The sequence below is a fragment of the Streptomyces sp. NPDC104367 genome (assembly GCF_055583825.1).
Genome location: NZ_JBVJND010000035.1, coordinates 72,516 through 86,410, shown reverse-complemented (window position 1 = coordinate 86,410; position 13,895 = coordinate 72,516). Strand labels below are relative to the sequence as shown.

10 protein-coding genes are annotated in these 13,895 nt (G+C 71.9%); 5 read left to right on the top strand and 5 right to left on the bottom strand.

Annotated elements, in window-relative coordinates; translation table 11 throughout:
- Positions 1–128 precede the first annotated feature (128 nt).
- From ACZ619_RS37715 to ACZ619_RS37705, 3 genes are all read right to left on the bottom strand, one after another.
- Positions 129–863, bottom strand: coding sequence for a hypothetical protein (locus tag ACZ619_RS37715; protein ID WP_469609051.1), 735 nt, complete (start codon positions 861–863; stop codon positions 129–131).
- A gap of 51 nt (positions 864–914) precedes the next feature.
- On the bottom strand, positions 915–5,555 hold the full coding sequence (locus ACZ619_RS37710; protein ID WP_469609048.1) for an RHS repeat-associated core domain-containing protein: 4,641 nt from the start codon (positions 5,553–5,555) through the stop codon (positions 915–917).
- Between the two features lie 250 nt (positions 5,556–5,805).
- A complete protein-coding gene (locus ACZ619_RS37705) occupies positions 5,806–6,453 on the bottom strand; it encodes a hypothetical protein (RefSeq protein WP_469609046.1) in 648 nt (215 codons plus the stop codon).
- A gap of 79 nt (positions 6,454–6,532) precedes the next feature.
- On the opposite strand from ACZ619_RS37705, the gene ACZ619_RS37700 reads away from it, so the two are divergent.
- Positions 6,533–6,907 carry a hypothetical protein gene (locus tag ACZ619_RS37700; protein WP_469609043.1) on the top strand — a complete coding sequence of 125 codons (375 nt, stop codon included), beginning with the start codon at positions 6,533–6,535 and terminating at the stop codon, positions 6,905–6,907.
- 27 nt (positions 6,908–6,934) lie between these two features.
- Here the strand turns inward: ACZ619_RS37700 and ACZ619_RS37695 are convergent, their stop codons facing one another.
- Complete coding sequence (locus ACZ619_RS37695) at positions 6,935–7,117, bottom strand: hypothetical protein (protein WP_469609041.1); 183 nt, start codon at positions 7,115–7,117, stop codon at positions 6,935–6,937.
- 302 nt (positions 7,118–7,419) lie between these two features.
- Here ACZ619_RS37695 and ACZ619_RS37690 point away from each other — a divergent pair, with 302 nt between their 5' ends.
- From ACZ619_RS37690 to ACZ619_RS37675, 4 genes are all read left to right on the top strand, one after another.
- Positions 7,420–8,262, top strand: a complete 843-nt coding sequence (locus ACZ619_RS37690; protein ID WP_469609036.1) for an FkbM family methyltransferase — start codon at positions 7,420–7,422, stop codon at positions 8,260–8,262.
- A gap of 110 nt (positions 8,263–8,372) precedes the next feature.
- Positions 8,373–9,041 (top strand): TetR/AcrR family transcriptional regulator, encoded by a 669-nt coding sequence (locus tag ACZ619_RS37685; RefSeq protein WP_469609033.1) that lies wholly within the window; start codon positions 8,373–8,375, stop codon positions 9,039–9,041.
- Between the two features lie 10 nt (positions 9,042–9,051).
- The gene (locus tag ACZ619_RS37680) at positions 9,052–9,819 is read left to right on the top strand and encodes an SDR family NAD(P)-dependent oxidoreductase (RefSeq protein ID WP_469609029.1); all 768 of its coding nucleotides are present in this window, start codon (positions 9,052–9,054) and stop codon (positions 9,817–9,819) included.
- Positions 9,820–9,840: 21 nt separating this feature from the next.
- Entirely contained in the window at positions 9,841–10,881 is a 1,041-nt protein-coding gene (locus ACZ619_RS37675; protein ID WP_469609024.1) for an NAD(P)-dependent alcohol dehydrogenase, read from the top strand.
- Positions 10,882–10,896: 15 nt separating this feature from the next.
- Here ACZ619_RS37675 and ACZ619_RS37670 read toward each other — a convergent pair whose 3' ends face one another.
- A complete protein-coding gene (locus ACZ619_RS37670; RefSeq protein WP_469609021.1) occupies positions 10,897–13,887 on the bottom strand; it encodes a glycosyl hydrolase 115 family protein in 2,991 nt (996 codons plus the stop codon).
- Positions 13,888–13,895: the final 8 nt, after the last annotated feature.

The following is a 13,895-nucleotide window of genomic DNA, read 5'->3' as shown; positions in this document are numbered from 1 at the left end:
CACTCGACCGAGCAACTCCGACAGTCTGCCATACGGGGCAGGCGGCTGGCCAATCGGGGGCCGGAGAGGATACCCCCAGGGCGACACGGGTCAAACACCCGTCCCCTCTCCTCCTCCGGACCCGACGCTCAGCCCAGGGTCGACCCCACCACGGGCAGCAGCTCGTCGAGCCCCAGTTCCCGCCGCCCGGACGCGTCCGAGAGCGCCCACGTGCCGTTCCGCTCCCACTCCACCCGCCGTACGTCACCCGAGTGGTTCTCGTACTCCACGAACCCGCCGGGAGCGTCCTTCAGCTCCGGGATCTCGGCCAGCAGGACCTCGGGCCGGGCCAGGGCACGCCCCGGGTTGTTGCTGCCTCCCCCGGTGCGAGGGTTGTCGAAGCGCATCTTCAGGAACGGTACGGGTCCCCGGCCGATGTCCGCGGTGGGCAGCATCTTGTGGTACCTGGCCTCCGCCTCCTCCAGGGTCTCCCGCCCCGAGAACTCGCACCGGTACGCGGGAAAGACGATGGTGGTCACGGCCGTGAGGCCGGGGTTCTGGACCCGGTGGTGGCCGTGCACCTCGGGCACGGTGGCCGCGACGGCGTCGAACGGGTATCCGGGCGCCTCGAAACCGCCGGCGGAGGTCAGGAAGCGCCCCCCGCCGATCAGCTCCGACTCGTGCGCGCGGGCGAAGGCCAGTACCGCGCGCGCCAGCGCCGCGTCGTGCCGGCGCACCTGGTTCATCTGGAGGAGCCGGGTGCCGTCGGTGGTCAGCGCTCCGGCGAAGTTCAGCACCGGGTTCAGACTCCACGTCCAGGCGTGGTCCAGGCCGTCGATCGGCGTGGCCCGCGGGAACGCGGTGACGGTGGACTGCAGATCCATGGTTCCTTCCGGGGTGTCCGGGGGTCGGTTCCGGGCCGGGCGGCCCGGCCGTCAGCGGCAGGAGTACTTGTCGCCCGTGTCCTGTCGGTATCGCGCGTCCATCAGCGCCCCGCCACGGGAGTTCTTGCTCTTCTCCATGGCTTCCATCTTGCTCGCGTCGTTGTAGAAGTCGTTCCGGGTGCCCCGGTCGGTGTCGTACCCGGTGCTGTTCCAGTGATCCACGACGGGATGCGTGTGCTCGTACGTGACCGTCTCGTGGAACGGTTTCGAACCGGGGTTCTTCGGGTCCCAGATGATGTCACCCTTGGAGTCGAACCAGGTGAGATCCTCCCGCGGGATCTTGTTGCCCTTCGAGTCGACGGGCCGCGCGTCCGCGGCCGCGCCCTCCAGCGTCCAGTTCTTGGCCATCTCGTCGTGCGTCGACTCCCGGTAGCCGGAGGGGTACTCGCTCTTCCTGTTGTGCGCCGTGTCCGGTGCGTCGGGGTCCCGCGCGTACTGGCCGTTGTCCTCGTCCCGGTACAGGCCGAGCGGGTCGATCCACCGGTAGGGGTTGGACACGTAGGCGGTGTCGTTGGCGGCGGGCAGCAGCCCGAGCGGGTCGGGGGTCGTGTAGTGCCCGGTCTCGGGGTCGTAGTGGCGGTGGCGGTTGTAGTGCCATCCGGTCTCGGCGTCGGCGTACTGGCCGGGGAAGCGCAGCGGGCAGGTGACCTCGTCCCCGGATTGCGCCGGACCGCCGCCCTGCGTCCCCATCGGCAGCCCCCACAGCGTGGTGAGCCGCTTCCAGGCCAGCTCGCCGTCGGGCGAGACCAGCTCGGCGGGTGCCCCCGAGAGGTCGGTGACCACCGCGTGGAAGCGGGTGTCCCCGCCGGGGCGGTCCGACCGGTGGTCGATCTGGGTGAGCGGCAGGTGGGTGCCCGGGGCGTAGTCCCAGGAGGTCACCCGGCCGCCGGTCGTGACCTGCTCGGCGAGCCGTGCGCCGTCCCAGGTGAAGCGCGTCTCCTCGGCGACGTCGCCGTCCGCGTCGAGACGGTGCTTCGCCACTCTGCGGCCCTCCGCGTCGTAGAGGTAACGCCAGCGCGTGCCCTCCGGGGTCACGGTGCCGACGAGCTGGCTCTGGCTGTTCCAGGCGAACGTGCGCACGCGCCTCTGCCCGTTGAGCAGTCGGCGTACCGACCGGACGATCCGGCCGTCGCGGTCCCGTTCGTAGCTGGTCCGGCCGCTTCGGCGGATCAGGGTGCCCGTGAACTCCCGGTCCCTTTCGTCGCCGCCGGTGACCGGTGTCGAGGCCTGGACCAGGTTCCCGAGGTCGTCGTAGGCGTACGTCTCGGTCCAGTCGCGCGCGTGGACGCCGGTGACGCGCCCGCCGGCGTCGAGGTCGAACCGCCTTGTGCCGCTGCTCAGTTCGCTCAGTTCGGTCAGGTAGCCGTCGGCGCGGTAGGCGTAGCTGCGGTGCTGGAGCAGCGTCTCCGCGCCCTCCGGGTGCCGGGAGAGCGTCTGGGACGTGAGCCGGTTGGCCTCGTCCCAGGACTGGCCGAGCGTGATCCCGGGGCCCAGGCTGCGGGCGGTCTCCCGTCCCGCGGCGTCGAACCCGAAGCCGATGCGATGGCCCGCGGCCTCCAGGCCGTCGGGGCGTCCCGCCGCGTCGTAGGTCCACGTCGACACGATCCCGGACGGGGTACGGCGCTCGACCCGGCGGCCGAGCGTGTCGTAACGGAACGTCGTGGTGCGGCCGTCGACGCTCTCGGAGAGGAGCCGGCCGACGGGATCGAAGGCGCGGTCGACCCTGACCTCGGGCCCGGTCTGTTCGACCAGTTGTCCCTGTCTGTCGTAGCGGAGCACCGTGGTCCGGCCGTCGTGCCGGAAGGAGGTCGTGCGGCCGAGGGCGTCCCGGCCGAAGGAGACGGTCTCACCGGCGCCGTTGGTGGCCGCGGTGAGCCCTCCCATCGCGTTCACCTCGTAGGCGAGCGTGCGCCCGTTGAAGTCGGTCTCGGCGATCACCCGGTTCGCCGCGTCGTAGCCGTAGTCCCAGGTGGCGCCCTGGGGGTTGGTCACCCGGACCAGGTTCAGCTCGGTGTCGTAGGTGAAGGTGTAGCGCGAGCCGTCGGGGCGGGTCCGGACGGCGGCGAGCTGGAAGTGCGTGGGCGTGTACGTGCTGGTGTGGCCGGCCTCGTCGGTGTACCGGACGAGGTTTCCCGCGGGGTCCCACTCGAAGCGTTCCGCGGGTGCGTCACCGGTCTGCCGCCAGGAGAGCCGTCCCTCGGTGGTCCAGCCGAACCGGGTGACCTGCCCCAGCGCCCCGGTGCGAGCGGTGGTCCGGCCGAAGGCGTCGTACTCGGCCGTCGAGACGCTGCCGAGCGGGTTGGTGAGCCGGACCGGCAGCCCCACGGCGTTCCCGACGGCGGTGTGCCGGTTTCCCAGGGCGTCGGTGACCTCCGTGAGGAATCCGGCGGCGTCGTAGCGGTAGTGGGTCTCGGCGCCGAGCGGATCGCGGGTGGCGGTGCGGTTCCCGCGTTCGTCGTAGCGGTGCTGCCATGCGACGCCGTCCTCCTCGGTCACGGAGACCGGCAGGTGGAGGCTGTTGTAGGCGGCGGTCGCGGACGTGCCGTCGGGGCGGGTGATCCTCGTGATGTTGCCGGCGGCGTCGTAGGCGTAGCCGAAGGTGTTGCCCAGGGCGTCGGTGCGGCTCACCAGCCGGTCGTTCTCGTCCCACGTGTTGTGCACGGCGGCGCCGAGCGGATCGGTGGTGGAGAGGAGTTGCAGCCGCTCGTTGTGGCGGTAGACGGTGGTACGGCCGAGGGAGTCGGTGTAACGGGTGGCGCGGGCCTCGGTGTCGTACTCGATGGAGCAGGCGAGCACGCCGTCCGCGCCCTCGCCCCGAACGACACGGTCGTGCTCGTCGTAGCCGTAGCGGTACCAGGAGCCGTTGCGGTCGGTCCGGGACTCGATCCTTCCGGCGAGGTCGTAGGTGAAGGTGAAGGGGACCCCGGTGGAGTCGTGGATCTCCGTGAGGTCGCCGGCCCGGTCGTAGCCGAAGCGCAGCAGCGTGGTCGCCGGGGATCCGTCGGCGGCGGCGCGCAGAGCGAGCCCGACGACGCGGCCGTCCCGGGTGTCGACGTCGACGTGGTAGCCGCCGGAGTGGCGCACCGCGACGGGCGTGCCGTCGGGAGCGCGGTCGAAGTGGACGCGGTTGCCGTTGCGGTCCGATATCGCGGCCAGCGGCAGGGTGGACGCCGCGTCGTCCGGGTTCCCGCCCGGCGGCCGGGAGAAGTGCCGGGTGATCCCCGTTGCGGGGTCGGTGACCCGCAGCCCCCCGGGCTGTTCGTCGTCCTGGGCCAGGGGCCGGCGCGGCCCCGCCACGGGCAGCACCGGACCGTCGGCGGCCGGGACGGGATAGCAGAGGATCATGCCGTCCTCGGTGGCGAACAGCACCCCGTCCTCGTCCGCTTCCAGCCGCTCGTCGAGGGTGGAGGCCCATGACTCGCCGAACAGGCTGCCCCAGTGATAAGTGGACAGGTGCGTCCGGCGGAGGATGACCGGAAGCACTCCGGGCAGCCCCACATCGGTCTGCTCGATGAGCATCTCGCCGGAGACCATGTCGACGGGGTCGCCGTTCTTGCACCGCCCCTTGGTCGGCTTGCTCTTCTCGACGGCGTCCTCGGCTCCCTTGCGCAGGTCCTTGCCGAGTCCTCTGCCCATGGCCTTGAGGCCGCCCTTGAGGAACTTCATCTCCTTGACGCCCTTGGCGAGTTTGCCGAGCGAGGTGATGCCCTTGCCTCCGGGTATGCAGTCCATGGCGGCGAACGCCACGTCCCACAGGGACGCCTGTCCCTTGGAGTACTTGTAGAGGGTGTCGGCGAGGACGACGAGGGCGGCGATGAGGACGATCGCGCCGAGGACGGGCCCGCCGATGATCATCGCGATGACACCGACGACGGCGACGACCACCTTGCAGACGGTGACGATGGTGTCCCAGTTGTCCTCGAACCAGTGGCCGACGTCCTGCCACCAGTGCCGGTTCGGGATCCCCGCGTCCGACGCCTCGTCGATCCTCCGCTTCGCCTCGCCCGCCGCGTCGTCCCGCATCTTGCGGGCGTCCTCGGCCATCTTCTTCGCCGCGTCCAGCGCGCTCTGCGCGGTCGTCACGTCCGACTGGGCCTTGGTGTGCGCGGACTTGGCGCTCTGAACGTCCCGGGTGGCCGCCCGCACCTTCCCCTCGTCCGGCTTGTCGCCGTCCGATTTGCTGCCGGTGGGGTCGTCCTTGTACTTGTCGGCTTCCTTCGTCGCCCGCGACACCCACGAATCGGCCGAGGACAGGCGCGACTTGGCGGAGGAGAGGTCGGACTGGGCGTCCTTCGCCTTCGCCAGGGCCTTGTCCGCCAGTGCCTGGGCGCGCTCCAGCTTCGGCCAGTAGTCGGCGAGGGCGTCCCCGCACAGCTCGTAGGACTTCTTGAGCTTCTTCAGGTTCTTGGGGACGTCCTTGAACTGGTCCTTGAAGACCTCGGCGGACTTGCCCGCCCACTGGAGCAGGGTGTCCTCGCCGGCCATGCCCCTGACCAGGCGCAGGGCGTCGGAGACGTCGTCGGCGAAGTCGTGGAGCTGCTTGGCGAGGGTACGGACGCGTTGCGGGTCGCCCGGAGTGGGGTCCTTGTCGAGGTCGAGAGGATGCCAGTCCGCCGGTCGGTACCCCGCCATGATTCCGCAACCCCCGTCACGTACTCACCGTCAACATCGCTGTGCACAAGCGAACTTACAAGGAACGGCTGTTCGGGGTGAAGAGCGCCGGCCCGTTCGGCTGCGGTGGGTGAGCCGGCACCAGTGGACCGGAGGGGATGCTCGGCCGCGCCGCCGAGCCCCTCGGTCCTCAGGGCCGCGGACGGCTGGGCCGGGCCGGATCACCGCGGTGCCGAGGTACCGCTCGCCCGGTCCGGGGAGTTCGGTTCGCTCAGTCCGCGAAGCGGAACGTCGAGGTGATCGCGTCGAAGATGTCGAAGAAGGAGTCGGCGAGGTCGAGGACCTGGCTGCTGCCGGCGACAAGGGCGACCTTGCCCTCCTGGCCAGGCACCGGGATGAAGGTCTGCATCAGGACCGCGCGGATCGTGCGGCCCAGGCTGTCCTCGGGGATCTGGATGTCCTCGATGCCGTACGTCCGCGCGGCGGGGCCCACGCCGGGGATGTCGACGGTCGTCACCTTGCGCCAGGAGTCGCCCTCCCGGTGCGCCTCCTTCGGCGCGAGCTGCGCGGCGATGGCGGCCGGGTCGTTGGAGAGCGGCGCGCCCTCGCGGGTACGGCCGCCGACCAGCGACACCGTGACCGAGCCGGTGATCGGGGTGTCGCCGCCGAAGCTCTCCGCCATGCAGCCGCAGTACAGGGCGCCCGACTTCCACGCGTCCGCCGCGGACTTGCGCAGGAAGCCGATGTAGGTGTCCCGGTACTGCGCCAGCTCCGGGTACCGGGTGACGCGTTCGGCGACCATGCGCCGGATCGAGTCGTCCCGCGACTCCGGCCGTACGTCGAACTCCCACCACGACTCGGGCACCTTGATCCGGAATCCGCCGCGCTCGATGGTGAGCGTCTCCATGTAGCGGGCCATGGTGTACGTCGTCCCCCGTCTGATGGTGTGATGTACGGTGCGGCCCAGACTACGAGATGCGCGGACGGGGGACGGTCACGTGGGCAAAGGGAAAAGCGATCTCGCGATACCGCTGAGCGAGCTGGAGGACTACGGCCGCCAGTTGCGCTCCATCAAAGAGCGTCTCAACCACACCAAGAAGATGTTCGAGTCGTACAAGGACGACATCGGCAGCGGCACGGTCTACGACGCCCTCGACGACTTCGAGTCCAACTGGCACGACGGCCGCGAGGACATCACCAAGCAGATCGACTCGCTCGCCGACATGTCCGACACCGTCGTGCGCGAGTTCAAGAGACTGGACGGCGACCTCGCGAAGAAGGCGCAGGACGCGGTGCGGCAGGAGGGGCAGCAGCAAGGCGGAGGCGGCGGCCAGCAGCAAGGTGGGGGCGGCGGGCAGCCGAAGGCCGAGTAGGGCGGGGTCCGGTCGCCCGGGACCGGACTACGGCCGGTCCCGGAGCAGTTCGTCCAGGGTTTCGTCGTAGGCCCGGAAGCCGGTCCTGACGGGGGCGGGGACGGGCGAGCCGGGGCGGAGCACCGGGGGGAGGCGGGCCACCCGCCACATGCGGTGTCCGGCACATGCGGCGGACGGGGCCGGGTCGTGCAGGGTCTCGGCTCCCGTCACCCCGGCCGACCAGAGGACGAGGAGCGGCGGCGGCAGGTCGTAGTCGCGGAAGCAGCCCGTCCCGTCGGTGGCCGTGCGGGCCTCGTCGGTGTCACCGCGCCGAGCGGCGCGAGCAGTTCGCGGGCGTGTCGGACCACGTCTCCCCCAGCCCCCTCGGCGGCACGCGGCCAAGGAACGGTTAATTCCAGGTTGTTCACCGTCGACCGACCGTGAAAAGGCCGCTCGGATATACCTGTGAGCAGCCATTCCGGAACATTTTCCATGCCTGTGACAATGCCTTATCCCGGCTTTACCATCGCCCAATGCGTATGTCCGAGGTCGAAGCAGCCAATGCCCGCACGCTCGCCCACGCACCGTCGGTCCGACCGGTCGCCACCGGGGACATCATCAGGGTGCACCGCAAGAAGTTCCCCTACCGCGGGTTCGTCGAGATCGAGTCCCCTTACTGTCCGCCGTTCGTGATGTTCTGCGTGAACGACGACGCGGTGGCCATGGACACCCTGTGGAACGGGACGTTCGGCTACGAACCCGGCACCCTCGCCACCTGGTCCCGTCTCGCCGCGCGGGCCACGACGATCGCCGATGTCGGCGCCCACGTCGGCTATTTCACGATGATCGCCGCGCTCGCCAGTCCGGACGCGCAGGTGCACTCCTTCGAACCGGTCGACCTCGTCCACGCCCGGCTGTCCGTGAACGTCCGCTCCAACGGCCTGCAGAACATCCGGCTCCACCAGGCCGGCGTCTCCGCCGAGACGGGCTGGGCCGACATCGGCGTCCGGTTCTCCGGGAACCTGCTCTCGACCGGCTCCACCCTGGAGGCCGCCGCCCCCGACGCCCAGCTCAAGCGCATCCCGCTGCGCACCCTGGACGAGGTGTTCGCCGGGACCAGGCTCGACCTCGTCAAGATCGACGTGGAGGGGCACGAGATGTCGGTGCTGCGCGGGGCCCGCCGGGTGCTGGAGCGCGACCGGCCGACCCTGGTGGTGGAGGCCCTGGCGGACGCTCCCCTGGACGGGCTCGTCGCCGAGTTCGAGCCGCTCGGCTACGACGTCCGCTGGATCTCCGAGTACGACGGCTCGCTCGTCCACTGGCGCGAGCCCCGCCCCCGGCACACCCGCAACCTCCTCTTCTCCCCGCGCCACTGAGTCCGCCGCTGGGCCCGGACGCACCGGACCCAGCCCCTGATGTCCCAGTGGGACACATGTCTCAGTGCGTCATGTGTCCCACTGGGACATCAAGGCGTATCCTCGGAGGCATGACGGCGACGAAGCCCCTCACCCCGACCCAGGACCGGCGGCAGCGCAAGGCGCGGCAGACGCGGAGCGCACTGGCCGGTGCCGCGGTGGAGCTGATCCTGGAGCGCGGGCTCGCGGCCACGACCGTCGAGGCGATAGCGGAGCGGGCCGACGTCACCCGCCGCACCTTCAGCCGGCACTTCGTCGGCAAGGAGGACGCGGCCCTGGACTTCGTCCGCGGCGACGGCGACCGCATCAACGCCCTGCTGCGCGACCGGCCGCACTCGGAGCCGCCGCTGCTCGCCTACCGGCGGGCGGTGCGCGACTGGCTCGCCGACCGGGAGAACCCGGCCCACCACCTGCGCCCCCGGATGCGGCGACTGCTGACCCTGGTGGACGCCGAGCCGGCCCTGTTCGCCGCCTACGAACGCATCCGGGTCGACGCCCAGGAGGAGTCGATCCGCATCATCGCCGAGCGGCTCGGCACGGACGACGTACGGGACGTGCGCCCGGCCGTGGTCGTCGACGCCGCCGCCGGAGTACTCACCGCCGCGCTGCGCGTCTGGGCGCGCGGCGGCTCCGGCCACGACTCGGGAGCCGCAGACCTGGCCGCCCTGGTGGAGCGGGCCTACGACGCCCTGATCTCGGAGGCCGCCACCGCGGCCGCCGAACCATCTTCCGAAGAGTGAGAACAGCAACATGAGCACCACCTACAGCACTGAGTTCGCCGGCCGTACCGCCCTGGTCACCGGCGCCGCCTCCGGCATCGGCCTGGCCACCGCCCGCCGCCTCGGGGCCGGCGGCGCGAACGTCGTCATCGCCGACTACAACGCCGAGGGCGCCGAGCAGGCCGCCGCCGAGCTGAAGGCCGAGGGCATCAAGGCCGCCGCCGTCCGGCTCGACGTCACCGACCCGGAGTCCGTGGCCGCCGCCGTGGCCTTCGCCGTCGACACCTTCGGTGCCCTGCACCTCGCCGTGAACAACGCCGGCATCGGCGGCCCGAGCGCCCCGACCGGCGAGTACGACATCGACGCCTACAGCCGGGTCGTCCGCACCAACCTCGACGGCGTCTTCTACTCCCTGCGCCACGAGCTCCCCGCCATCGAGGCGGCGGGCGAGGGCGGCGCGATCGTCAACGTGGCCTCCATCCTCGGCTCGGTCGGCTTCGCCGGCTCCTCCGCCTACGTGGCCGCCAAGCACGGCGTGGTCGGCCTGACCAAGACGGCCGCCGCCGAGTACGCCGCGAAGAACATCCGGATCAACGCGGTGGGCCCCGGCTTCATCGAGACCCCGCTGCTCAAGGGCATGGACCAGGAGGCCTACGACGGCCTGGTCGGCCTGCACCCGATCGCCCGCCTCGGCCGCTCGGAGGAGGTCGCCGAGCTGATCGTCTTCCTGCTCTCCGACCGCGCCTCCTTCGTGGCCGGCAGCTACCACCTGGTCGACGGCGCGTACACCGCCGTCTGAGTCCGGAGAGGAGTCCCTGTCATGAAGGCACTGCAGTACCGCACCATCGGCGCCGCCCCCGAGGTGGTCACGGTCCCCGACCCCGAGCCCGGCCCCGGCCAGGTCCTGCTGAAGGTCACCGCCGCCGGTGTCTGCCACTCCGACATCGCGGTGATGAGCTGGCCCGCCGAGAACTTCCCCTACGAGCTTCCGCTCACCCTCGGCCACGAGGGCGTCGGCACGGTCGCCGCCCTCGGTGACGGCGTCACCGGCCTCGGCGAGGGCGACCCGGTCGCGGTGTACGGCCCCTGGGGCTGCGGCACCTGCGCCAAGTGCGCGGAGGGCAAGGAGAACTACTGCCTGCGGGCGGACGCGCTGGGCATCCGGCCGCCGGGGCTCGGCTCGCCGGGCGCCATCGCCGAGTACCTCCTCGTCGACGACCCGCGTCACCTCGTACCGCTGGACGGTCTGGACCCGGTCGCCGCGGTTCCGCTGACCGACGCGGGGCTCACCCCGTACCACGCGATCAGGCGCTCGCTGCCGAAGCTGGTGCCGGGCTCGACGGCCGTGGTCATCGGCACCGGCGGGCTCGGGCACGTCGCCATCCAGCTGCTGCGCGCGCTCACCCCGGCCCGGGTGATCGCCCTCGACGTCAGCGAGGACAAGCTGCGCCTCGCGCGGGAGGTCGGCGCCCACGAGGCGGTGCTGTCCGACGCCCGCGCCGCCGACGCCGTACGCGCCCTGACCGGCGGTCTCGGCGCCGAGGCGGTGTTCGACTTCGTCGGGGCCGAGCCCACCGTGAAGACCGCGGGCGCGGTCGCCGCGGTGGAGGCCGACGTCACGATCGTCGGCATCGGCGGCGCCGCGCTCCCCGTCGGCTTCGGGTTCCTGCCCTTCGAGGTGTCCGTCGCCGCGCCCTACTGGGGCAGCCGCGGTGAGCTGATCGAGGTGCTGGGCCTGGCCCGCTCGGGCGCGGTCTCGGTGCACACCGAGACCTACTCCCTGGACGAGGCCCCGCTCGCCTACGAGCGCCTGCACGCCGGGAAGGTCAACGGCAGGGCCGTGATCCTCCCCAACGGCTGACCGGCGTACGGCGGTTCAGAGCCGCCGGCTCTCCAGCGGCCCCAGGTACGTCGGCGTCAGCCCGCCCGTGTCGACGACCAGCCGCTGCACCACCACCGTGGGGTCCACCGCCCAGAACGTCAGGCGGTGGACCCCGGCGGTGGTGAGGGTGTGCCGGGTCGCCGAGCGGTTCACGTTGTCCGACGTGTTGCGCGCCCACACCGTGTTCAGCAGCCCGTCGTCCGCGCCGGCCGTGATGTCCACGGTCGTGGGGTGGTCCTCGTCGAAGGAGAGCGCGTAGCGCAGGCCGGCCGTCGCCAGGGCGGGATTGCGCGGGGACAGGTACGCCCACACCGTCACCTCGCCCGCCGACAGCAGGCTCACCTCGTACTCCAGCCGGGGCCAGGCGTCCGGGGAGTCTCCCCAGCCGCCCGTCACCGGCCACGCCGTCATGCCCGCCCCGGTCCGGCCGATCCCGGCCAGCCGCCGCCACCGCCCGACCGCGAGGTGGTGGTGGTCCGCGTCGATCGCCACGTACCCGCCGGCCTCGACGAAGCCGCGCGGCCCCGGCCGGGCCGGCGGCCGCTCCGCCACGCACTCCACCGTCACCGACTCCCCCGCCCCGGTCACCGTCAGCGTCCCCCGTGACCGGCCCTGCGGCGCCCGCGACCAGTCCACCCGCACCTCCAGCCTGACCTGGCGCGTCACCCGGCCCCGCGGCCGGTCCACCACCAGCCACGGCACCGAGGGCTCCACCCGGTAACGGAAGGGCGTACGGCCCCGGTTGAACACCTCGACGTACTGCTGCGGCCGGGTCTGGTACGGGCTGAACGACGGCAGCGCCACGGCCGCCTCGTCGCCGTCCGCCGACACCCCGAGGCCCGCCGCCGCCGGCACCTCGATGCGCCGTACCGCCGGGAAGAGGACGTCGGGCAGGGCCACGTTGTCCTGCTCCGGCTGCTGCCAGGGCGCGTTGGGGCCGTAGCGGTCCACGTCTCCGTAGTCGATGTGCGGCTGGGTCTGGAAGCCCCGCCATTTGCCGCCCGCCACCCGGGAGTTGAAGTGGTCGGCGAGTGCGAGGTCGCGCTCCAGGCCCTGTTCCGCGGCCGTCGCGAGGTCGTTGGCCGCCGCCCGGCCCTCCCGGGCGTAGCGGAGGTTGGTGAACTCGGCCTCCCGCAGCTCGTAGAGGTTCGCGGTCGCCGCCACCTCGTACCCGACCAGCTCGAACCACGCGTCCTGGGCCGCCCGGGGCAGCCGCCGTCCGATCCGGGCCGCCCGGCCGCCCAGCTCCCGCCACTCCTGTGTGACCCGCTCCAGCTCACGGTGGGCGACGGAGAAGGGCGTCTGCCGGTCGTCGTACACCACCTGGCCGTCGTCCGCGAGCGTGATCCGGCGGTTCAGCAGCTCGGGCTTGCGGCGCGCCTGCAACTGGCCGTACCGGGCGAGGAGTCCGGCGATCTCCCGGGCGTGCGGTTCGCCGAAGTTCTGCCGCGCGTAGCGCAGTTCCCACTCGTCCAGCCGGTCGAGGTCCCAGCGCTCCGGGTTCCAGGCGTAGTCGAGGAAGAACTCGGTGGGCAGTTCGTTGCCCTTCAGGTCGCCCACGTTCGCCACCCACAGGCCGTGATTGCCGTAGGCGTGCGCCTGGTGGAGCTGGTCCCAGACGTTGCGGAGGTTCGCGGTGTCGACCCACTTGTAGTTGCGGCCGGCGCCGACGTAGTCGAAGTGGTAGTAGAGGCCGTATCCGCCGCCGCGGGGTTCCGCCGGGGACGGGTGCTTGCGGATGTTGCCCCAGTTGTCGTCCGTGAGGACCACCGTCACGTCGTCCGGTGCGCGCAGGCCCCGGTCCCAGTAGCGCTGGACCTCCTTGTACAGCGTCCACACCTGCGGGGTCTCGGCGGCCGGGCGCCCGGTCACCTCCTCGATGATCCGGCGCTGGTCCGCGATGATCTCCCGCATCAGCTCGATGCCGTCGCCGTCCGGCAGACCGGTGTCGCCGTTGCCGCGCATGCCGAGGGTGACCACGCCCTCGAAGCCCTGGTCGACCATGCGCTGGAGGCCGGCCCGCCAGTACGCCCGCAGCGCCTCGGGGTTGCGGAGGTAGGACCACTCTCCGGTGCCCCCGTAGGGGTCGGTGCCGCCGGTGGCGTGCCGGTTCCACTCCTCGATGCCGCGCATCATCGGCGCCTCGTGAGACGTGCCCATGACAACCCCGTAGTCGGCGGCGCGCCGGTGGTTCTCCGGGTCGTCCTCCGCGAACGCCCGTCCCCACACGGCCGGCCAGAGGTAGTTCCCCTTCAGCCGCAGCAGCACCTCGAAGACCCGGGCGTAGAAGTCCGCGTTGAAGCCGCCCGGATGTCCCGGCGCCTTCCCCGGGCCGAAGTACGCCGGCGCCCAGGTCCCGAGCGCCGGGTTCTCGTCGTTGAGGAAGAAGCCCCGGTAGCGCACCGCCGGGGTGCCCTGCGTGTACCGGCCCGGCAGCACCCACACCCGGTCGCGGTGGACCGGCGGCACGTCGTCCCACCAGTACCAGGGCGAGACCCCGATGCCGTACGAGACGTCGTACGCCCCGAAGATCGTGCCGCGCGGGTCGCTGCCCGCGATGACGAACGCGCGGTCGACGCCGGGCAGGGGGTGGTCGACCACCGTCTGGAGCGAGGTCTCCCAGCGCCCGCGGATCCCGGACACGTCCAGCCTGCCGGCGGCCACCAGCCCGTCGATCAGCGGGCTGCGGCCGACCGTGCCGACCAGCACCGCCTGCCGCGCGATCGCGGAGCCCGGCCGCACCCCCGTCACCCGCTCGATGTCGTCGCGGAGGTCGCCCGCCACCCGGACGACCCCGGGGTGGTCCTGGCCGCTCACCACGACCGGGGCGCCGACCAGCGAGAACGCCCCGCCGGTGAAGGAGATGTAGGCGCCGGGGTCGGTCGCGCGCGGCGCGCTGCCGCCCTCGGCCCACGCCACGCCCCGCGACAGCACGGGCACGGCGGCGAGCCCCGCACCCAGGACAGTCCTTCGACGCACGGACATGACTCACC